The sequence below is a fragment of the Cetobacterium sp. ZWU0022 genome, from assembly GCF_000800875.1.
Taxonomy (GTDB): domain Bacteria; phylum Fusobacteriota; class Fusobacteriia; order Fusobacteriales; family Fusobacteriaceae; genus Cetobacterium_A.
The window spans coordinates 1-22,092 of the sequence record NZ_JRJZ01000077.1; the positions used below are offsets into that span (position 1 = coordinate 1).

Here is a 22,092-nt window from a genome sequence, read left to right on the forward strand (position 1 = left end):
AGTTAGATAATTTAATATTACCCCAACTTGAAGGTTTACACAAATATTTAATTAGACCCCTCTATTTCCAAATTATATTTGGTTTTTTTCTTGGAGTAGTTCTTCTATACTTTACATTTGGATAACCCACTACCATGCACGCCACAAGGTTCTGAGATTTTTCTATCCCTAAAAACTCTTTTATTGCTGGATTTTCCTCTGCTGCTCTCACTAAGAAACCACTAAATACAGTTCCTAGACCCAACGCATCTATCATAAGTTTCATATTTGCAGAAGCCAATCCTGCATTAAGAGCATGTTCTGATGTAACCATAATAAGCACTGGTGCTTTAAAGAATAAATTGTCCTCTCCATCAGGATTTGTAATAAAATCATCATGCATCTTTATCCACATAGCCGCATATCTTTTATATAAAGGATTTGTTGAATTTTCTAAAATATAATGCCCCATAGCTTTAAGAGTTTCTAAAGTAATTCTTCTAACATCTTGAATACTATCTTTCACCACAACATAGTTTACATTTTGTGCATTACTTGCTGTTTGAGTAAATCTTCCAGCTTCTATTATTTTTAATATCTTTTCATTTTCTAGATCCTGATTTTTAAAATGTCTAATTGTTCTTTCAAATCTTATAAAGTTTAAAAGATTATCTGGGTCTATTGTAAAACTATCTTTATCATACTCAACTACATCATTCATATCATACTCATCTGTAGAAATTGCTGCCACAGGGCAAACAGCTATGCAGTGACCACATTTAAAACATCTTACATTTTTTATTTCAGCTTTTCCCTCCACCATCTCGATATCTTTTACAAAACAATCCTTAGTACACAGCTCACATCCGATACATTTTTCAGTATTAACCTTAAACATAAAATCATCCTCCAAATAAAAATTTATTTACTCACTATATTATATACCATTCTCCCAATAGTTATATTAATTTTTTTCATTAAATATCTTCAGTTTTACTATAAACATCTCCCTATCAATAACTATATCATATTCAATATCTCCTAAATCAGAAGCCTTTTGAACGATCGATAATCCCAATCCCATACCATCAAACTTGAACTCCTCTGCATTTTTACCTCTTGCAAAAGGTTGAAATAAATTTTTTTTATCAATCTCAATTGTTCCATCAAAGCTATTCTCGATATATAAAAACTCACCTTTTTCAAAAATTTCTATCTTTCCTCCAACTTTACTATATTTTAAAGCATTCTGAATTAAGTTGTTAAAAATCAATTTTAATAGTCTTGAATCACCTAAGATATTGCTTGTTTTAACAGAAACATTTATCTCTATATCTTTTTCAAGTTCTATTATGTCATATTTTTCTAAAGCGTCATTTAAAATTTCATTTAAATCCAATTTTTCTTTTTTTACTTTGAAAACACTGCTATCTAGCTTCGAAAGAGTTAACAGGTTCTCTGTCAAATCCTTCATCTCATTTCCAACCTTTAAAATAATTTCGTGGTATCGTCTTTTCTCTTTTATATCTAAATTCTCCTCTTCTAAAAGAGCTGTGGCATGAGCACAAATAACTGATATTGGAGTTCTTAATTCATGAGAAGCATTCGATACAAAAGATTTCAAATTATTTATAGAAGTTGAAAGTTCATTTGACATCTTCTCTAAATTTCTACTTAAGTCTCCAATTTCATCCTCTCTAGGTATACTTATATTTTCTGGGAATTCTAATTTTGAAATCTTATCAGCTTTCTCCTTTAAATAACTTATATCTTTTGTTATTCTCTTTGAAAAAATAACTCCTGCAATCAAAGAGATCAACGATGCTATTAAAGCTGTAACTATATTAAATATATTACTCTCATGACTGTGAGATTGAATTACCGAAAGAGATGTTCTTACAATCATCTGTTTTTCTTCTGATATTTTCTCAGCATAATACAAAACTTTGGCGTCATTTCCTAAAAACTCTTGGATTTGAAATTTATTGTAAACTGCTTCATTAATAGTTGTAGTTCGCCTCATCATATGGCTTCCCATCATGTGAGTTTTTTTCAGAGATTTAATCTCTATATCTATTCCCATCGCTTCTTTTACATCATAAACATAATTTTCATAGTTATCCTCTGATTGAGTTTCATATATATATTTACCTGTTTCTATAACTCTCATCATCATCTCTTTTTTTCTATATGTATAAAATTTTTCTAAGAAAATAGCATTAAAAAAATAATTTGTCAAAAGAGTTGTAAGTATTATAAAAATTGAAAATCCAAATATCTTTCGAAATAGATTCATTTTAATTTTGATTGAAAACATATCCAACTCCTCTTATTGATTTTATGTAATCACCATAGATTCCAAGTTTTTTTCGAAGACGAGTCACAAGAGTATCAACAGCTCTTTCCTCTCCACTAAATTCAAATCCCCAAACTTCGTTTAATAAAGTCTCTCTTCCTAAAATTATATTTTCATTTCTAAAAAAATATTCTAAAAGTAAGGCTTCTCTTTTACTTAAAATTATCTCCGTTTCTCCATCTATAATAACTTTAAATCTATTGTAATCAAAAGTTAATCCATCTAAATAGAAAAATTCATCACTTTCCATTTTTAAAAGTTTCTTTATTTTTAATAAAATTATCTTTGTACTTATGGGTTTCGTAATATAGTCGTCTGCTCCAAGTTCTAAGCCATGTATCTCATCTAACTCTGTATCACGAGCTGTCATTATAATTATTGGAATCTTTGAAAACTGTCTTATCTCTTTGCATATCTCCCAACCATTTTTTTTAGGTAAATTTATATCTAAAAGAACTAGTGATGGTGAAAAAGAGTAAAACTCCTCTAAAGCCTCATCTCCTCTAGTTACTATCTTTATCTCAAATCTCTCTTTAATTAAAGTTTTTCCAATTATATTTGCTAAACTCTCTTCATCCTCTATAATAAGTATCTTTCTTTTCATCAATTTCACTCCCTATTTGCTATCTCTTTTCGTCAATATATTATACAACAAAAAGACGAGTTCGCCCCGCCTTTTTATTGCTTCTATATTATTTATCTCAACTATTAGACTAATTTGTTTTCATCATATTTTGTTGCATTTTAGTCATATGAGCAGCTTTGATATTTGCTATCTCTCCATTTAAAACTTCAACTTTTTTCATATCTGGATTCGATGTATTCATAATTTTGCTTATTTCTAATCTTTTCTCTTGAATTTTTATCATATCACCTTGCATCTCTTTTCTTAACTCAGGAGACATATTCATTCCCATATGGTTTCCATTGTGTCCACCACTCATCATTCCACAGCTCATTGATTCATTCATCATTCCACCATTTCCATGATTCATTCCACCCATATTTCCATGTCCTTTAGCAAAAGATACCGCTGATAAAGCTAACATTCCTACAAATAATAATTTTTTCATTAAAATCACTCCCTTATCTATTTTTTATTTTTTCTCTGTTCTTTATACATCTATATTAACAAAAGTTTGTTACAGAATTGTTTCAATTGCATTTTTATTTTTTAAATTTTTTGATATCTCTGTGGATTATTTTTTATATCTAATTTTAACTTTTGAATCTCTGAATCTCTATTTTTTTCTAACTCTTGAATTTTAGAATTTAAAAATTTCAATTTTTTATTATAATCTCTAGTTGAATTTTTTAAATTTCTCAGTTCTATTTTATAACTATCTAATAATTTTTCATTTGTATCAAATATATATTCATAAGCTATCTTTTGCTCGGGTTTTAAATATAAATCAAACTCATTTAAACTAATCTCTACTGAAGCTAAAATAGATGTTATATTTAAAATAATCATTCCTAATAAAACTATTTTTTTCATATTTTTAATCCTCCAATAATAATTTTTCCATTTTTCTCTCTCAAACATATTAACAACTTTATGTTTCTAATTTGTGTCAAAAATTGTATAATAATTTGAAACGAATTTTTAAAGGAGCTATTAAATTGAAAAAACAAATTTTTGAAAGTTGGTTAGAGGGAGTTGAACTAAAATCACATATAAAAAATCCGAATATATCTGTTGGCGATTTTTCTTATTACTCTGGATACTATCACGAAAAACCTTTCGATGAATTTTGTGTCCGTTACTTATTAGGTGATAATAGTACTAAAAATTATAAAGAAATTTTTGGAGAGAAATTTGAATTTGATAAATTAATTATAGGAAAATTTTGTTCTATAGGATCAGGAGCTATTTTTATGTTAGCTGGAAATCAAGGTCATAATTATTCGTGGATATCAACTTTTCCATTCAATCCTAAAATTTTTCCAAATGCTAAAAATGGATTTAAGAAAAAAGGAGATACCGTTATAGGCAATGATGTCTGGATTGGAAGTGAAGCCCTTATAATGCCCGGAGTTCAAATCGCTGACGGTGCTGTCATTGCTGCTAAATCTGTAGTTACTAAAAATGTTCCACCATATTCAATTGTGGGTGGAAATCCTGCCAAAATTATAAAGAAAAGATTTTCAGATGATGATATTACTAAACTTTTAGAAATAAAATGGTGGAATTGGGATATTATTAAAATTAATGAGGCTTTACCTTTTATTAACAGTGAAAATATTAACGATTTATTTTTATTTTCCAAAAGTTAAATAAAAAAATTGACAAATTGATTTAAACACAGTATAAATATAGGGTGTATGGGTATATTTATACTGTAACTATATATAGGAGAACGCAATTATTTATGAAATTTTTATTATTAAGCATATTATTTTCTGTATCTTTATACGGAAAAGAGAATCTACAAATCTCAAAATATTTTAAATTAAAAGATGCAACTAAAAGTGCTACAGCAAAAAGATATAAAATAAATAATTTACCCAAAAGTAATACGAATATTATCTACGCAGCTAAAAGACTCGATAAAGTTAAAGAGATTTTAAAGAAAGATATATATGTAACAAGCTGGTATAGAGGTGACTTATTAAATAAAAAAGTTAGAGGAGTTAAAAATTCTCAACACAAAGATGGTCTAGCTATTGATTTTAAAATCAATGGCAGTGCTAAAACTATAAAATCTAAACTAGATAAAGCCAATATAAGTTATGATCAATTGATATATTATTCTAAGCAAAATAGAGTTCATATTAGTTTCAATAAAGATGTTGCAAAAGAAAGAAATCAATATATTTTAAAATAAATACTTTCTATAAAAAAACCGTGATGAGATTCACGGTTTTTAAAATTCTTTTATACCTCTGTTTTATAAGACTTGTTATTAAAAATAAAATCTCTAACATAAATCGAACCCTTTGGGTGTTTCAACATTTTTTGAAAAACTTGGATTGTTAATTTTGTTATATTAAGATTATTTAAAACCAAATCATTATTTGATTTTATTCCATAGTATTTTGAAACCTCAAGTAATTTAGGCCATCGATTTCTTCCATTCGAGTTTTTTATCTCAACAATATTTATATTTGTAATCATTGTACAAAATTGTATCCTCTGATTCAAATTTAATATATTTTCACTAAGTTTTATATTATGCGAAACGAAATGCTCTACATCATTTGAAAAAATTTTAAAAGCCTCTTTTTTACCATCATGAAAATCCTCTAATCGAATAAATTCACCTGTTTTTAAATTGAATCCCATTTTTATTGCTGTAATATTTGATTCTTCTAAAAAACTAGATGTTGTATCAATTGTATAAAAAATAATTTTTTTATAATCTTTTGATATCTTCTCTATTTCTGAATCAATTTTTTTTGAAGTTATAATAGTTTTCTTCGCTATAGGCTTAGGTTGATGTAGCTTTCTCTCACTAGAACTCCTAACTTTTACTTTACTGATATATTTAGATTTTTTAGAACTTTTCATATAAAAAAATAGCACTATTCCAATAGTTAAAACTAATATATATATCATATATTAAGCCTTTATTATTTTTAACTTCAATAAGTTGTCGCTAGATTTCTCGAACTTTATAGATTTCAATTCAAAATCTAACTTTGCTAGTTTAGGTAGTAACTCGTTTGCTATTTTTTCACATAACTCATGCTCTTTTAAGTGTGTATTTTGGTTTAAAATTTTCAAAATATATCCCTCCCAAATAAATTCTACATCTATATTTTATACTAATTTGTAGAAAAAAGGAAGACCTTTTTTAGATAAATTTTCAAATCTTTTCTTAATAATAAGTTCCAAGCTACAAGACATAAAATCTCTGAGAATAAAGTGCTCAACCAAACACCTTTTAATCCTAAACTTTTAGAACTAATAAATAGCACTATCGGAAAAAATACTATTGATCTAAATATAGATATAATATTGGATTTTTCAGGGGTATTTATAGCTTGATAGTATCCTGATTGAATAACATTAACTCCTATAACAAAAAATGCAAGATTAAAAATAGTCAGCCCTATATATGTTTCGTTTATAATAAATATATCATTTGTAAAGAATCCAATAATTTTATTTCCCCAAACATATAAAATAATAAAATAAAATAAATTTATGCTAAATGCTGCCATCATTGTAAATTTGTAAAATTTAGAAACTTTTTCATGATTTTTAGCTCCGTGATTAAAACTAAATAATGGTTGAACTCCAAACGATAATCCTAATAGTAACATATAAACTATTGTTGTTAAATAATTTATAATTCCAAACGATGCCATTTGATTTTCATTTCCAATTTTTAAAATAGCTAGATTCATACAAAATATTATAATTGAAAATGTAATCTCCATAAAAAATGATGGAAATCCTATTCTTATAAAACTAAAAATATTCTCTTTATATATTCTGCTTTTACCAAAAGAAAGATGACCTTTTTTAAATAAAAAATGTAAAAGTATAACTAAAACCGTTAAAATTTGTCCTAATCCAGTTGCTATAGCTGCTCCTTTTATTCCCCATTTAAAAATAAATATAAATATATAATCTAAAGCTATATTTAAACAAGCTCCTGAAACTGTAGCTGTCATAGCTAACTTTGGGTTCCCATCATTTCTTATAAAGCTACTCAAAGATATTCCAATTATATTTGGAATACAGAAGGCTACATAATATTTTAAATAGGTATTTCCAAGTTCTAATATTGTATCACTTGCACCTAAAAACATTATTATTTGTTTTGAAAATATAAAAAATGTAAAACTTAAAATTAAACTTAAAATTAATAAAAATAATAGTATCTCTCTAAATATACTGATACCTTTTTTTATATTACCATTTCCAAAACTTTCAGATATAAGAGTTCCACCACCAACTGCAAACATCGAAGCTATCCCAAAAAATAAAATAGAAATTGGCATAACTAAATTTACTGCTCCTAATGCTAAAGCACCAACTCCTTGCCCAACAAAAATACCATCAACTATTACATACATTGATGAAATAAACATTGCAAATACCGAAGGTACTGCGTACTTAATAAATTCTTTAAACATTTTACTTCCTCCTTTAATACTCTTTAGTGTATACTCTATTGTAACAATAGAGTCAAAATATATTTGGAGGAAAAATGATTTTTTCAATTGGTGAAACAGCAAAATTAAATAATGTAACTATTCAAACATTACGTCATTATGATAAAGAGGGACTTTTAAAGCCTTCATATATAGATGAAAATACAAAATACAGATTCTATTCTATAGATCAATTTTTACAAATAGATTTCATTAAAAGATGTAAGGCCCTTGGCTTCTCTTTAGATAAGATAAAATGTCTTTTATACGAAGAGAATAGCTTAGAAAATATTTTAGAATCAATAATTTTTCAAAAATATATGGTTCAATTACAAATTGAAAAGTTACAAAATCTGAAAAACAACTTAGAAGAGTTAGAAAATAATTTAGAACACGCTATTTTTAAGTTAGATAAATCTCCTGATTTAGAAGATATAAGCTTTTATATTTTAGGTAGCTCTAAAGGTGAAATGAAAAATATTGCTGATATTGAAACTCATATAAGAAAAGTTTTGAAAAGTTTTAAATCTCCTCATAACATCAGTGACACATTTATTGTTTTAAAAACGAATAAAGACTCTCCTGAAATCTATACCGAGCTTATAATAGCTTCGTATTCTATTAAAAGCGAAATAAAATATTCAGCTCGTGGAGTCTCATTTTATACTGAAAGTGCAGCTTTCCATACTAAGGATTTCTTTGAGAAAATTGAAGATTTTAGTATCGAAAATAATCTTCAAACTAGAAGTGAATATCTCGAAATAGCCTATGTCTCAAAGCTAGATAGTAAAAATAAAGAGAGATCACTCGTAAGTATTTTCTCTCCAATAGATTTGTAAAAAACTCCTCGCGTGGATAAGCTAACTATCCTAACGAGGAGTTTTTTATAGTAAAAGGTATTAATAATATAAAGTTATTTGTTAATTCTATTGTATCTTTGAATTATTCTATCTGAATCAGCTACATGCTTTTCAACAATTTTCTCTACAGAAGTTTTTCCTTCATAGTTTGCTTCCATTGCTTCAACCATTTTATCTCTAAGCTCTGGGAATACTCCTATAATAGCTCCTTGAGTTGAGTAAGATGGCTTAGTTTCTTTTATTTCAGCAACAGCAGTTCCAAATTGTGGATATTGTTCCATATTTTGTTTCATCTCTGCTGTATCGTAAGAAGCTTTGTTCACTGGATAATAACCTGTATTAATTGACCAGTAAGATTGAACATCTTTTGATGTAGCGTATTTAATAAAGTCCCAAGCTGCTTTTTGAGTTGAATCAGCTGATGAGTTTGTTATCCAAAGAGATGCTCCTCCAACAACACTTCCATTGAAGTTTCCGCTTTCGTTTAAAACAAATCCTGTACCAACTTCAAAGTTAGAGTTATTTATAACTCCTTTAATTCCAGCAGACGAATCAAAATACATAGCTACTTTTCCAGATGAGAAAGCTGTTCTTATAGAATCCCAATCTCTTCCGTATGATGTTGCAGAACCATCTTTATACATACCTCTTAAAAACTCTAAAATTTTTGGTAAATCCTTTTTATATGTTACAGATGTTGGAGTCTCTCCAGTTCTACCATTATTTTTATCTACATATGTCACTCCATCATTAGCTAAGAACTGCTCAATAAACCATCCATACATAAGTACTGCTGAACCGTATCTATCAATAGAACCACTGCTATTCTTTTTAACTAATTTCTTTGAATACTCTGCAAACTCAGCATAACTTTTTGGAGGAGTATTTGGATCTAATCCAGCTTCTCTAAAAGCATCTTTATTATATATCATTATCGCTGTTGATGAGTTAAATGGCATAGAGTATAACTTTCCATCTATTCTATAATAATTTAAAAGTGCATCCTCTAACTGATTAACATCAAACTTATCTGCTTCTATAAAGTTTTGCATTGGAGTTATAGCTCCACTATTATACATGAATGATGTTGAAATATCATTCATTTGAATAAGAGTAGGTGCATCTTTCGTTCCTGATATTGCCTTAAATTTTCCAATTGTTTCCTCATAAGATCCTTGATAAATTGCTTCAATCTCTACATCCCCTTGAGATTTATTGTAATCTGCAACGATTTTATTCAAACTAGTCTGAAGCCCTCCACTCATCGAGTGCCAAAATACTACTTTTTCTTTTCCTAAAAGTGTCGTTGATAAAGTTAATCCCAATCCAAATAGTGCCAATTTTTTTAAATTCATTTTTCCTCCCGTTTATTTTAAAGTTTCAATTCTTAATTACTCTTTTACTGCTCCAGAAGTCATCCCTTTTTGAAGTTGACTTTGCCCTATAAATAGAACGATTAATGAGGGAATAATAACAATAACTACTGCAGCCATTAAAATTCCAAAGTTTGTTCCCTCTTCTGCTTTTATCATCTTTAAACCAATTTGAATTGTTCTAGATTCCGGTCTAGTTGAAATCATCAACGGCCATAAATACATATTCCAAACGTTTAAGAATGAATAGATTCCCCAAGTACTTAATATCCCTTTTGATAGTGGTAAAACTATTTTTAAATATATAAATCCATGGCTACAACCATCTATTTTGGCTGCCTCAATTAGCGATTTATTAAGTGTTTTAAATTGTTGTACCATTAAAAATATTCCAAGTCCATTTGCTAAAAACGGTAATATTATTCCTAACTTTGTATTTAATAATCTCATTTTTAAAATTGTAAAGTAGTTTGGAATAAATATCGATTCCCAAGGAATAAATATTGAACACATCACAAGTAAAAATATAATTTTTTTCTCCTTAAACTCCACAAATACAAGAGCATAAGCTGTCATACTACAAATTATTATTTGAATAATCATGGCAACTATTGATGTTATTAAGCTGTTCATGAAAAACTGAAGTATTGGCACATTCTGTAATAACTCTTTATAGTTTGTTAGCTTTACTTCACTTGGTAATAACTTTCCACTTATAATATCCTTCGTTGACATAAAACTAGAGATTAAAGCATATATTATTGGAAAGAAAACTAAAATTCCAGACAAAATAAGTAATCCATAAAATATTTTCTTTTTCATTTTACTGATAGTGCACCTTCCTTTCTAGTTTAAATTTAACAATCATTATTATTGTAATCAATAGAAGTAGGAATAATCCCTGAGCACTAGCATAATCAAATCTATAGTTACTAAACGCTGTTTTATAAATACTATATACTATAAAGTTTGTTGAATTTGATGGTCCTCCACCTGTTAATATATCTACTTGACCGAAACTTTGGAATGATTTTAAAGTTGTTGTAATCAACAAGTAGAATAAACTTGGACTCAGTAGTGGTATTGTTACTCTAAATAGTTTCGAGAAATAATCAACCCCATCTACTTCACAACTTTCATCAATCTCTTGACTTATATTTTGTAATCCTGCTGTTAAAACTAAGAATCCGAAACCTATATTCATCCAGATTGTTGCAAACGAAATTGCCCAAATTGCGTATGTTGAACTTGTAAACCAGTTTATTGGTAAAATTCCAAAGAATTTTAAAATATCATTTATCAATCCTACACTCGGATGAAATAAAAATAAAACTATACTTGAACTAGCTGAAACTGAAACTCCCATACTTGATGAGAAAATAACCCTAAATAGTTTTATTCCCTTTAATTTTTCATTACATATTATCGCTAAAAATAGTGATATAATCATACTAAAAGTCACTGTTATTAGTGAAAATTTTAATGTTGCTAAAATACTTTCATAAAACGAAGCATCTGTAAATAATTCATAGAAATTTTCAATCCCTGCAAATCCTACTATCTGTCCTTTTGAATCAGTGAAAGACAATGAATACATAACCGTCTTCAATAGCGGATAGATATAAAATGTCAATAATATTAGCAATGATGGCATTGAAAATAAAACTCCTGTTAATTTTTGTTCTTTTTTCATAATCCCTCCTCAACTATTACTTTATACTATCCATGTTAATCCTTTATAAATTTTATGTAAAAGTTGTGTAAGAATTTTATAAGTTCCTATTTTCACTTTTTTCTCTAATATTTTGTAAAAAATAAAAAAATAGAACCATTTCCTGGTTCTACAATTTTTTTATAAAATTTTATAGTTATTCTTTCCACTATTTTTAACTTCATAAAGTATTTTGTCTGCATTCTCATATAATTCTTGAAATTCTATTCCACTTTTAGGATATAAAGCTACTCCTATAGATAATGTTATTGTAACAGCCTTATTTTTTATAACTATCCCCTCTTTCAATATTTCAAATAATTTCTTCAATTTTTTTTCAATTGAATTGATATCCTTATAATCTACAGCAAAAATACTAAATTCATCTCCTCCCATTCTAATAACTATATCAAAATCATTAAAAGCTTTCTTCAATATTTTTGCTATTTGAACCAAAACCTCATCTCCACCATCATGACCCAATGTTTCATTAATATTTTTAAAATTATCAATATCTATCATAATAAAAGCATGATATGAGCTCAATGTACTTTCATCTATAATCTGTTTTATCATCTGTTCACCAGATTTTCTATTATATACTTTTGTCAATGAATCTCGAGCAACATACTCTAAGAGAGCATATTCTCTTTCTTGAGAAAGAGAAATTTCTTTTTTATATATATAAATTCCTACAAAAATTATACTCAAAAGAATAATAGCAATAAAAATTACTAAAACCATCGAGTGTTGAAGTAAAAAATCTTTAAAACTAATAACTTCAATATATCGCTTTAACCATTTAGATGTAAGCTTCTCAATTGTTCCATCTCTTTGTCTTTGGATTATTGCTTTATCCAACTCCTCTATTAAATATTTATTATTTTCTGAAACTCCTATTGAAAACATCTTATTTACTAAAATCTGACCAACTGCATTTATATCTCCATATTTTTTACCTAAACGACGCCCTACAGAATATGTAGCCAAAATAAAATCATTTTCTCCACTTTTTATAGATTTAAAAGCTTCTCCATAACTATTATACCCTTTAGCTTTTTTATCTAATTTATAAGGTTTCAAAAAAAGATTTTTGCTATCACTTCCTTTTAAATACGCTATCTTTTTATCATAGAGTTCATCAAAATTAGAATACTTTTTCGTTCCAAATAAAACAAAGGAATCTTTACTTACAGGAATAGAAGAATAAATATTTTGAGTATACTTTGAGCCTGTAACAACCCCTAAAATTAAATCTGCTTCATTTTTTTCTATAGCTTTAATACACTCACTCCAAGGAAGTAATCTTAAATCTATATTTTTTTTTAAAATCTCTCCTAGTGAATATATCAGTTCAACATCAAATCCTACAACTTTATTTTTATTATCAATAAACGAATATGGTTCAAAATCCACATCTGTAACTACAATCAAGGTTTCTAAGTAGTTATTATTTTCTTTATATTCCATTAAAGGTAGTTTATTTTTAAATGAATATCTCATCAAAACTAAATAAAAAAATAAACTTATTATCCCTATAACTGCTCCTATATAATATTTTTTATTTTTCATAATCATTTCCCCTTTCATAATTATGTAAAACCTATATACCAATGAAATTTTAATTTCTTTTAATAACACTTGTTATAATTGCAAGTTAGTCTAAAAAAAAACTATCTCAAAGATTTGAGATAGCCACATCTTATTTTATAACAATTTTAAATTTCTCATCAGTTTCCTTTATGTATTCAAATTCTGAATTTAAAGTTTCTACAAAAGTTTTTATCCAAAAATCTCTTAAATCATAAAAAACTTTTACATCAATACTCTCTTTTGCCCAAACATCTTTATGAACACAAACTCTTCTTTCCCATTGAACCAAATTATCTTCAGAAACAGATATAACATTTACTCTATCACACGGCATTCCATCTAAAATATAGTTATTCATGCAATTATAAATATCAGAAGCTACAGCAGGCTTTCTCTCTTTTTTTACCTCTTCAGCTGCTAAAATAGCTTGTTCTTCAAAAATTTTCTTTAAATGCTCTATTCCATTCTCATCATTTTTTAATATAAAATTAATCCATGCTGCCATTCTTCCCTCTGAAGAGTGAATTCTTCCTTGTAACCATCCATGAATATTATTTATGTCTATAATCTCTTCTAAATTTTTATTCTCTAATTTTTTTCCATACTTTTCTTCTATCTCTTCGTTTACAACTGAAACATCTAATCCTCTATCCACTATGAATTTTACTATACTTTCCTCTAAATTTTCAAACCATAATATCTTATTAAAAAGCCAATAATGTATTTTTCCTAAATATAAACTCATCAGTCTCTCCTTTTATGCATTTAATCTTTCTAAAACTTCATTTAAATCTAATCCGTGAATCTCACAAGCTTGTTCTAATCTCTCCATTTGAGCTGAGGGACATCCAATACATCCCATTCCATATCCCATTAAAATCTCTACTGCCTTTGGGTTAGTTTCTATTATCTCTGCTATTATTGTATCTTTAGTTATCATCTTTATCTTCTCCTTTTATTTCTAATAATTTTATAATATCTGTTCTAAACAGTTCAATACCAATTCTATCTATAAAATGCCCCAACTTTTCTCCCATAGTTGCATTTTCATTGTAGTAGTTCAAAGTTATTTCCACAGCCGTATAAGCCTCGGATTCTGATAAATCTCTAATTAGAATATCAGCACTACGAGGATTAAATCCTGCGCTTCCTCCAACTGTTATAAAAAATTTTCCATCTGTATCCACAATAACACCAATATCTTTTGAATAAGCTCCAGTACAAGCGTTTCTACATCCTACAACAGCTATTTTAGTTCTACACGGAAGTTCCATTCCATGGAAATTATTGCTTATTTTCATTCCTATCCCAATCGTTGGATACTTTGATCTTTTGCAATAGTTAGCTGGACATATCTCAACATTTTTTACAGAGTTTTGAGTTCTTACAGCTGGCTCCATTCCTAATTCATCCCAAATGGCACCTAAATCTTCCTCTTTTAAATTAGTTATTAAAACTCTTTGACCCGATGTAATTTTTAAAACACCTTTATATTTTTTAGCTACTTCAGCTATTTTTATCAGTTTATCTGGCGTAATAAATCCTCCAGGTATATGAGGAGTTATTCCATAAGTTCTTTTTCCATCTTTTATCTTTTGTAGATTTCCTCCATGAATACTCATCTTCAAATCACCATCCTGAATACATAATATAATCATTTCAAAAAAAAATCAGTAACATAGGTTACATTCTGAAAAATTAAAAACCTAATCTTTGCTTTCCTCTATAGTCATCAGCTTTCTCTTTATTGACTCTTATATATTTTTGTGTAACAGAAACACTTGAATGATTTAGTAACTGTTGAACAAACATAATATCCTTTGTTTCATTGTATGCTAATGTTGCAAATGATTTTCTAAAACTATGTGTGCTTATAAATGTACTATCTATATTCTCGTGATCACAAGCTTTCAATATCTGATCTTGAACCTTTCTAACAAATGCTTTAACTTCTTTTTCTTCTGAAGCAAATATATAATTATCATCTCTTGTTCTATTCTTAAAAAGATATTCTACTAACTCCATATTTATCCTTGTTATTTGTGGTTTTTTTGTCTTTTTTTCAATTATTTCCAATTTTCCAAACTGTATATCACTATATTTTAATCTAGCTATATCTTGAATTCTAAGCCCTGTATTAAGTTCAACTAAAAGGGCATTTCTTACATCTTGTTTTATTTTTTCCGAGCCTAAAATTAGGTCAATTTCATCTTTACTTATTGCTTTCGTCATTTTTCCCATATAATCATCACCCTTTTTTAATTATAACATTTATAATATTTTTACGAAACTATTTAATAACTCTATTTTCTACAGGTACCTGGATTTCAGTTATATATTCCTCTACATTTTCAGTGCTATGAATATCAACATGAAAAATCTCAAATATATCTCCTTTTATAATTAAATTTCTCTTCTCAATAAATTTTTTTACTTTTTCATAATACTTATAACTTTCCGAATAATATCCCTTATAAAAAACTGTAACATAAAGTCCACTTCCAATCTCTTCTCCATCTTCTGTTCCTTCATTATTTATAACAAATGTTTCTTCGTAAACATTATAGTTTCCATTAAAAAAATTCTCTTTACTCAATGTTCCACCATATTCATTATCAATAAATAAAAAATCATTTTCTGAAAGCGTTTTTATACTTAACAATTTAATTTTAAAGTCAATATCTCCATCCTCTTTAACTTGTCCTTTAGATTTTATAACTCTTCTTTTAGGTATCTCTTTTAATTCAGGAACTTCAAAAATAACTTCATTCTTAAAATATTCTAAATTTGATTTTTTTATTAGAAGCTCCTCTTTTAATTTATTGAATTTTTCTAATTCTCTCTCTACAATATCTAATTGAGAATTCAGTATTTTTTCAGTCGAACTAACACTTCTTGTTTCTAAAAAACCTTTTATATCATCAAGTCCCAATCCCAATCCTCTTAAATTACGTATATTGTTCAACTTCCAGATTTGCTCATTTGTATAATATCTATATCCACTCTCTTTTTTCATTGCTGGTTCTAATAGTTTTATTTTTTCATAATGCCTTAGTGTATCTACACTTATATTATAAATTTTGCTTATTTCACCGATTGAGTAATATTTTTTCATAAAATCACCTCAAATATATTATACATCAATTTTTTTATTTCTTAAAGACTTGACTCTAGAATCATTCTAGAGTTTATAATATAAAAATAGGACGGTGATATTATGCAACAAAAATTATTAAAAGATAATCTTTTCAAACTTATTTTTAAATATGGAGTACCATCTATTCTGACCATGTGGATCTTCTCTTTATACACTATAGTTGATGGAATTTTTATAGGAAAATTTTTAGGAGCTAAAAGTCTTGCTGCTGTAAATATTGTTATGCCTTATGTCAATTTTTCATTTGCTATTGGTATTATGGTGGCTGTTGGAAGTTCAACTATGATTGCTATTCAACTTGGTGCTGGAGAAGATAAAAAAGCTTTAAAATCTTATAGCACATCAATACAACTTTTTATGGTTTTTAGTTGCCTTCTTAGTTTAATAGGAATAATTTTTCCTGAAAAAGTTGTTACACTTTTAGGAGCTAATGATGTTATTTTAGAAGAAGCTACAACGTATCTATTTTATCTATCATTTTTTACACTTTTTTATATGTTATCATATGGATTTGAAAGTTTTGTAAGAATTGAAGGTAGTCCTAACTACTCTTTACTTTGTATATTGGGTGGAGCTATTATGAATATTGTTTTAGATTACTTTTTAATAGCTATACTGGATATGGGAATCAAGGGTGCTGCTATTGCAACGGGTACTGCTCAGATGACAACAGCCCTAATGTTAGCTTATTACATGATATTTCGAGCTAAAAAATTAAAATATAGTTTTATAAAGTTTAATCCCAAAACTGTTATGACTATTTTATATAATGGTTCATCTGAATTTTTAACAGAGATGGCAACTGGAGTTGTTATCATGGCTTTCAATATAAATATTATGAATATCATTGGAAACGAAGGTATTTCAGCTTTCAGTGTTATAAGTTATATCTCAACCTTAGTTACGATGACAATGATTGGATTTTCTCAAGGATTACAACCTATTATTAGTTTCAACTATGGAGCACAATATAGAGAAAGAGTTCTTAAAATTTTAAAAATCGGAACTATTACAGTGTTTGGACTAGGAATCTTCTTCTTCTTCCTTGTAAACTTATTCTCAGATACTCTTGTTGGTGTCTTTATAAAAGATAATCCAAGACTATTTTTACTGACTAAAGAGGCTGTAATCTATTACAGTTTTACATACATCTTAATGGGGATTAATATAATTATCAGTTCATATTTCACAGCTGTTGAAAATGCTTTTATATCAAGTATTTTAAGTGTATTAAGAGGTCTTATTTTTATAAATATACTTCTTCTATTACTTCCTGGAGTTTTAGATACAAAAGGGATTTGGTTATCAGCTCCTGTAAATGAACTTATCATGTTAATTGTCTCATCTATATTCTTTATTAAAAATGGGTATAAAAAAATTGTGGCGTAAAATCCACAATTTTTTTATTTTTTATTACTCAACTACTTTTAATCCTAACTCTCTAGCAATTATTGTTGCAGCAACTTCTGCTACCTCTCCTGTAAAAGCAACACATTGATCTTTATGTTCCTTTGCTCCCATATCCATTCCATGAGTTAATATTTTACAACATAATACTTTGTGATTTTTTCTGAACTCCTCTTGTAACTCGTTAGCTAGTTCTAAATTTTTAACAACTTTTGTATCTCCACCCTTAGTTCTTCCGAAGAAATAGCTAAGTGCCATTACTCCACCACTTACAGCTCCACAAACACATTTAGATTTTCCAATTCCCACCGGGAATCCTGAAGCAGCAGCGATTAAAGCCTCTGGCATATCTGGGTCGATATTGTCTCTAACTGAGTTTACAATAGCTTCTGAGCAGAAGAAATCTCCAACTCTATAAGCTTCCTCTGCATCATGTTTAACTTTTTTAATACTAATCTCTTTATTCATTTTTTCACTCCTTTTTTATATTTAACAGATGTTAAAACTCTAATAAATCCCCTTGAACTGGGAAATGGTATTGAACTCCGAATCTATTGTTATCAACTAACTCTTTTTCTATTTTTTCTCTCATATTTTCGTTCTTTTTCAAACTCGGCTTTATATGAGTTATAACTATATTTAACCCCTTCAAGTTTCCTTTACCAGAATATCTCTCTAAATTTTCCAGCTCTGTATCAATCCACTTAGGTGTTAAATGTCCAAATAAATCTTTATCCTGTTTTGAATTTTCAAAAGATGATTCAATCATTATTGCCTTTAATTTCTTCTCTTTTAATAGTGGTCCTAAAACTTTAAAGCTTTCATCTAGGCCATTACTTTTTTCAACTTTATCTGGTCCTACATCTCCATAATAAGCTAGATATTCTCCATTATTTTCTATTAAAAACATAGTCGATTCGTAGTTACTATGACTAAGAGGGAAGCTTCTAACTTTTAAAGTTGTTCCGTTTATTGAAACTTCATCTGAAGGAGACAACTCTTTATAAGTATATTGATTTAATTTAAACCCTTCGCCTTCATTAGCAAAATTTGGCCACAGTTGCCAATTGAACACATTATTTTTCAAAGTATCAATTGTACTTTTTAATCCATAAATCTCTTTTTTAGTATCCTCTGTTGACGATACAACTAAACCAGAAATATGGTCTAAGTGAGCGTGAGAGATTAGGTAACCTTTTATTTTTTCTCTAAAAATATATCCTGTATCATTCCATTCAGTATCTTTTGGTATAGTAATATTCTTAAAACTATTTTTCTCTAACCCTTTTTTTATTCCAGGTAAAACTGTTCCCGCATCCAAAGCAACAAAGTTTTCCTCAGTTTTACTTTTTAAAAGGTATCCAGAGATATTTCCATCGAATACTCCACCGTCACTTCCTAAAGTAACAAGCTCAAACCCCTCAGCATAACTTATTAAGCTTGAAATAAGAAAAATTGTTGATAATAACCTTTTCATTTAATCCCTCCAATTTTTTATACTGCACAAATATTTTACCATATATTTAAAATAAATGTTTCAACAATTCTATAAACTTAATTATTTTTCTTTGTTTCTTAATATAAATCTTCTATAGTTTCCTTCAAAGCAGATTCATTAATTATTTTATAATAACCCTTTTCTTTAATTATATATTTCTTTTGAATCAACTCATTTAATATCCTAAAAAGATGTCTTTCACTAATTCCTGTAAATTCAGCAACTTCTTTTATATCACAAATAAACTCTTGATTTTTTTCAATAGCAAAAATATATGCTACTAACCTATTCTTTGGTGATAAACCTTGATTAATAGAAGATTTACTATTACTTTTATAAATTGCATCAGAAAGATTATATGCAATATCTCTTAAAAAAACAACATCATTCAATAACAATTCCTTGCACTCTTTTAATGGTAGATATATGCAATAAGCATCCTCTATAGTTTCAACTGAAGATGGTGCCAACTTATCTAAAAGTAGCTCTATTTCACCAAATATTCTTGGAGCTTTTAATTTCCGTAAAATATTTTCTTTCCCATTACTTAGAGAGAAAGATACTTTTATCTCACCAGATATAAGAATATATATTCCATTTAAATTATCACCTTGATTATATATAACTTCTTTTTTAGTAAAATATAAAAGCTGCATATACTTTCTATAATCATTGTAAAACATAGAATCAATACTAAATTCTCTAATTTTGTTTTCTAATAACAAATCATTTTTTATAATTTTCAAAAAATACCTCCAATTTACTGACAGATGTCAGTGAAAAAATAATTTTTATTTATTATATTATAAATACGAACAAAAAGAAATAAAAAAAACTATTAAAAACTAAATACAATCATTTAAATTAAAATTATATTTAGTTTAAAAGGAGAAGAAAGTGAAAGAAGAAAATAATGTTTCAAAAGTTATGCCTTTTATTATGATGGCCTTTATTTTTACAGGAAGCTTACAAGAAGCACTCAATATCTGTGCTCCAATTATTGCAAAAGATTTTTCTATTACCTCAGCAAATGTTAGTTTAATTTCATCTGTAGCTATGCTTACAATGGGAGTAGCATATGTATTTTATACTGCTTTATCAGATTTTATATCTATTAAGAAACTGCTAATTACTGGAATAGGAATACAAGTTATTAGTTCTTTGGGTGCATTTATATTTAGCAATTACTTTTTCGCTGTTCTTATTTTTAGATCTCTTCAGATGGCTGGTGGAACATCTGCATCTGCATTACTTATACTTACTGCAACAAAATATCTACCAAATGACAAACATATGAAATATTATGGCTTCAATACAGCTTGTTTTTCTGGTGGACAAATGCTTGGAATTTTATTAGGAGGAATTTTTGCTACATATATCGGTTGGAAATATCTATTTATAATTCCTGCTATTTCTATTATAAGTATTCCTTTTATTATAAAATATTTACCTGAAGATTCTAAAAATCAAAAAAATAAAGTTGATATCTTAGGAATATCTTTAATGGGAACACTGGCATTGTTTATATCTTTATATTTTAGTTTAATGCAAACTAGCATTCTTATAATTTGCTTACTAATATCTATAATCTTTTTATTATATATCAGTAAAAATAAAAATGCTTTTATTACAATTGATTTCTTTAAAAATTGGAAATATTTATTAATTATTTTAATAGTATTAATTACCTACTCTATCCAAGGATGCTACTCATTCCTATTTTCATTTATGACATCACATATATATGGAATAGAGCCCAGTAAAATATCATTAATTTTAATTCCAAGTTGTATTATAAGTATGACTATTGGTATTTTAGGAAGTAAAATAACAAAAAAAATTGGTGTTTTTAAGACTTTAATAACTGGTCTTGAAAGTATGTTTCTCGGTCTTTTAATTGGAAGTTTCCTTCTTGATAAAAATATACTTCCACTAATAATTATGTCATGCCTATTCAATGGTGGTTTTTCAATTTTATATACACCAATAATGACTTTAGTTATAAATTCACTACCATTAAAAATGCGTGGAACTGGACTAGGATTTTTCAATCTTTGTATAAAAATAACTTCATCCACTGGAATCGTAATAACTGGAAAATTATTAACTATAAACTCATTACAAGACAATGCATTCATCACTAATATTTCAAAAAATGCTATAGTTTATAGCAATATATTACTTATTTTTATCGGAATTATTTTTACTAGTTTCATTACAGTAAGTATTATTTATAAATCTCTAATAAAAGAGTAAAAAATAGGAGGAAAATATATTATGAAAAGAGCAGATGGAACACAATTTCATATTGGAATTAAAAATGGAGATGTTGGAAAATATGTTATTTTACCTGGTGATCCAAAACGTTGTGAAAAAATAGCTTCTTATCTTGAAAATGCTAAAAAAATAGCTGACTTACGTGAATATACAACATATACTGGATACTTAAATGGAGTAAAAGTCAGTGTGACATCTACTGGAATAGGAGGGCCTAGTGCTGCTATTGCACTTCAAGAACTTGTTGATGCAGGAGCTGATACATTTATTAGACTAGGAACATGTGGAGGAATGGATTTAAAAGTTGAAGGTGGTGATCTTATTGTTGCCACTGGAGCTGTCAGAATGGAGGGAACTAGTAAAGAGTATGCTCCTATCGAGTTTCCTGCTGTTGCAAATTATGAAATTGTAAATGCATTAGTTGAAGCTGCAAATGAAAAAAAAGCAAAATTTCATGTTGGTGTAGTACAATGTAAAGATTCATTTTATGGTCAACACGAGCCTGAAAATATGCCTATTAGCTATGAATTATTAGGAAAATGGAAAGCATGGATGCAAATGGGATGTCTTGGATCTGAAATGGAATCAGCAGCACTATTTACTGTTGCAAATTATTTAAAAGTTAAGTGTGGAACTATCTTGCTTGCTGTAGCAAATCAAGAACGAGCTAAAGCTGGATTATCAAACAATGGCTTTTATGATACAACTCTAGAAACAGAAGTAGCTATAAGAGCTATTGAAAAATTAATTGAAAAAGGTAATCATTAATACAAAA

Annotated in this window: 26 protein-coding genes; 6 read left to right on the forward strand and 20 right to left on the reverse strand. The window is 27.7% G+C overall.

Annotation, left to right across the window (positions count from 1 at the left end; translation table 11 throughout):
• Nucleotides 1–61: 61 nt before the first annotated feature.
• From L988_RS06010 to L988_RS06030, 5 genes are all read right to left on the reverse strand, one after another.
• On the reverse strand, nt 62–877 hold the full coding sequence (locus L988_RS06010; protein ID WP_047382561.1) for a nitroreductase family protein: 816 nt from the start codon (nt 875–877) through the stop codon (nt 62–64).
• A 66-nt stretch (nt 878–943) separates the two neighbouring features.
• Nucleotides 944–2,296, reverse strand: coding sequence for a cell wall metabolism sensor histidine kinase WalK (locus L988_RS06015; protein WP_052191718.1), 1,353 nt, complete (start codon nt 2,294–2,296; stop codon nt 944–946).
• Nucleotides 2,277–2,939: a response regulator transcription factor gene (locus tag L988_RS06020; RefSeq protein WP_047382563.1), complete on the reverse strand. Its 663-nt coding sequence runs from the start codon at nt 2,937–2,939 to the stop codon at nt 2,277–2,279. Before L988_RS06020 ends, L988_RS06015 begins: the two co-directional genes overlap by 20 nt.
• 109 nt (nt 2,940–3,048) lie before the next feature.
• On the reverse strand, nt 3,049–3,408 hold the full coding sequence (locus L988_RS06025; RefSeq protein ID WP_047382566.1) for a hypothetical protein: 360 nt from the start codon (nt 3,406–3,408) through the stop codon (nt 3,049–3,051).
• A 101-nt stretch (nt 3,409–3,509) separates the two neighbouring features.
• A complete protein-coding gene (locus L988_RS06030) occupies nt 3,510–3,833 on the reverse strand; it encodes a hypothetical protein (RefSeq protein ID WP_047382567.1) in 324 nt (107 codons plus the stop codon).
• 125 nt (nt 3,834–3,958) lie between these two features.
• Here L988_RS06030 and L988_RS06035 point away from each other — a divergent pair, with 125 nt between their 5' ends.
• Nucleotides 3,959–4,612 (forward strand): CatB-related O-acetyltransferase, encoded by a 654-nt coding sequence (locus L988_RS06035; RefSeq protein WP_047382568.1) that lies wholly within the window; start codon nt 3,959–3,961, stop codon nt 4,610–4,612.
• A gap of 95 nt (nt 4,613–4,707) precedes the next feature.
• Nucleotides 4,708–5,163 carry a D-Ala-D-Ala carboxypeptidase family metallohydrolase gene (locus L988_RS06040; protein ID WP_047382570.1) on the forward strand — a complete coding sequence of 152 codons (456 nt, stop codon included), beginning with the start codon at nt 4,708–4,710 and terminating at the stop codon, nt 5,161–5,163.
• Nucleotides 5,164–5,213: 50 nt separating this feature from the next.
• On the opposite strand, the gene L988_RS06045 is transcribed toward L988_RS06040, so the two are convergent.
• From L988_RS06045 to L988_RS06050, 3 genes are read right to left on the reverse strand one after another with little or no spacing between them, the layout of a single operon-like run.
• Nucleotides 5,214–5,846 carry a hypothetical protein gene (locus tag L988_RS06045; RefSeq protein ID WP_156111932.1) on the reverse strand — a complete coding sequence of 211 codons (633 nt, stop codon included), beginning with the start codon at nt 5,844–5,846 and terminating at the stop codon, nt 5,214–5,216.
• 51 nt (nt 5,847–5,897) lie between these two features.
• The gene (locus L988_RS13620) at nt 5,898–6,062 is read right to left on the reverse strand and encodes a hypothetical protein (protein ID WP_156110658.1); all 165 of its coding nucleotides are present in this window, start codon (nt 6,060–6,062) and stop codon (nt 5,898–5,900) included.
• A 41-nt stretch (nt 6,063–6,103) separates the two neighbouring features.
• The gene (locus tag L988_RS06050; RefSeq protein WP_047382575.1) at nt 6,104–7,423 is read right to left on the reverse strand and encodes an MATE family efflux transporter; all 1,320 of its coding nucleotides are present in this window, start codon (nt 7,421–7,423) and stop codon (nt 6,104–6,106) included.
• Nucleotides 7,424–7,497: 74 nt separating this feature from the next.
• On the opposite strand from L988_RS06050, the gene L988_RS13245 reads away from it, so the two are divergent.
• Nucleotides 7,498–8,280 (forward strand): MerR family transcriptional regulator, encoded by a 783-nt coding sequence (locus L988_RS13245; RefSeq protein ID WP_052191719.1) that lies wholly within the window; start codon nt 7,498–7,500, stop codon nt 8,278–8,280.
• A gap of 74 nt (nt 8,281–8,354) precedes the next feature.
• Here L988_RS13245 and L988_RS06060 read toward each other — a convergent pair whose 3' ends face one another.
• From L988_RS06060 to L988_RS06100, 9 genes are all read right to left on the reverse strand, one after another.
• On the reverse strand, nt 8,355–9,656 hold the full coding sequence (locus tag L988_RS06060) for an ABC transporter substrate-binding protein (RefSeq protein WP_047382576.1): 1,302 nt from the start codon (nt 9,654–9,656) through the stop codon (nt 8,355–8,357).
• Between the two features lie 36 nt (nt 9,657–9,692).
• Nucleotides 9,693–10,496: a carbohydrate ABC transporter permease gene (locus L988_RS06065; RefSeq protein WP_047382577.1), complete on the reverse strand. Its 804-nt coding sequence runs from the start codon at nt 10,494–10,496 to the stop codon at nt 9,693–9,695.
• 1 nt (nt 10,497) lies between these two features.
• Nucleotides 10,498–11,367 (reverse strand): carbohydrate ABC transporter permease, encoded by an 870-nt coding sequence (locus L988_RS06070; protein ID WP_047382579.1) that lies wholly within the window; start codon nt 11,365–11,367, stop codon nt 10,498–10,500.
• Between the two features lie 159 nt (nt 11,368–11,526).
• The gene (locus L988_RS13250; protein ID WP_052191720.1) at nt 11,527–12,957 is read right to left on the reverse strand and encodes a GGDEF domain-containing protein; all 1,431 of its coding nucleotides are present in this window, start codon (nt 12,955–12,957) and stop codon (nt 11,527–11,529) included.
• A 130-nt stretch (nt 12,958–13,087) separates the two neighbouring features.
• Nucleotides 13,088–13,723, reverse strand: coding sequence for a hypothetical protein (locus tag L988_RS06080; protein WP_047382581.1), 636 nt, complete (start codon nt 13,721–13,723; stop codon nt 13,088–13,090).
• A gap of 12 nt (nt 13,724–13,735) precedes the next feature.
• Entirely contained in the window at nt 13,736–13,918 is a 183-nt protein-coding gene (locus tag L988_RS06085; RefSeq protein ID WP_197053395.1) for a DUF1858 domain-containing protein, read from the reverse strand.
• Nucleotides 13,908–14,636 (reverse strand): hypothetical protein, encoded by a 729-nt coding sequence (locus tag L988_RS06090; protein ID WP_197053947.1) that lies wholly within the window; start codon nt 14,634–14,636, stop codon nt 13,908–13,910. Before L988_RS06090 ends, L988_RS06085 begins: the two co-directional genes overlap by 11 nt.
• A gap of 40 nt (nt 14,637–14,676) precedes the next feature.
• On the reverse strand, nt 14,677–15,219 hold the full coding sequence (locus L988_RS06095) for a tyrosine-type recombinase/integrase (RefSeq protein ID WP_052191721.1): 543 nt from the start codon (nt 15,217–15,219) through the stop codon (nt 14,677–14,679).
• 49 nt (nt 15,220–15,268) lie between these two features.
• Nucleotides 15,269–16,093 (reverse strand): MerR family transcriptional regulator, encoded by an 825-nt coding sequence (locus tag L988_RS06100; protein WP_047382585.1) that lies wholly within the window; start codon nt 16,091–16,093, stop codon nt 15,269–15,271.
• A 102-nt stretch (nt 16,094–16,195) separates the two neighbouring features.
• On the opposite strand from L988_RS06100, the gene L988_RS06105 reads away from it, so the two are divergent.
• Nucleotides 16,196–17,524 carry an MATE family efflux transporter gene (locus L988_RS06105; protein ID WP_047382586.1) on the forward strand — a complete coding sequence of 443 codons (1,329 nt, stop codon included), beginning with the start codon at nt 16,196–16,198 and terminating at the stop codon, nt 17,522–17,524.
• Between the two features lie 24 nt (nt 17,525–17,548).
• Here the strand turns inward: L988_RS06105 and L988_RS06110 are convergent, their stop codons facing one another.
• From L988_RS06110 to L988_RS06120, 3 genes are all read right to left on the reverse strand, one after another.
• Nucleotides 17,549–18,010, reverse strand: coding sequence for a C-GCAxxG-C-C family (seleno)protein (locus L988_RS06110; RefSeq protein WP_047382587.1), 462 nt, complete (start codon nt 18,008–18,010; stop codon nt 17,549–17,551).
• Nucleotides 18,011–18,041: 31 nt separating this feature from the next.
• Nucleotides 18,042–19,019 (reverse strand): MBL fold metallo-hydrolase, encoded by a 978-nt coding sequence (locus L988_RS06115; RefSeq protein ID WP_047382588.1) that lies wholly within the window; start codon nt 19,017–19,019, stop codon nt 18,042–18,044.
• Nucleotides 19,020–19,117: 98 nt separating this feature from the next.
• A complete protein-coding gene (locus L988_RS06120) occupies nt 19,118–19,786 on the reverse strand; it encodes a cyclic nucleotide-binding domain-containing protein (RefSeq protein ID WP_047382589.1) in 669 nt (222 codons plus the stop codon).
• A 151-nt stretch (nt 19,787–19,937) separates the two neighbouring features.
• On the opposite strand from L988_RS06120, the gene L988_RS06125 reads away from it, so the two are divergent.
• Nucleotides 19,938–21,296, forward strand: coding sequence for an MFS transporter (locus L988_RS06125; protein ID WP_047382591.1), 1,359 nt, complete (start codon nt 19,938–19,940; stop codon nt 21,294–21,296).
• Nucleotides 21,297–21,317: 21 nt separating this feature from the next.
• A complete protein-coding gene (gene udp, locus L988_RS06130) occupies nt 21,318–22,085 on the forward strand; it encodes a uridine phosphorylase (protein ID WP_047382592.1) in 768 nt (255 codons plus the stop codon).
• Nucleotides 22,086–22,092: the final 7 nt, after the last annotated feature.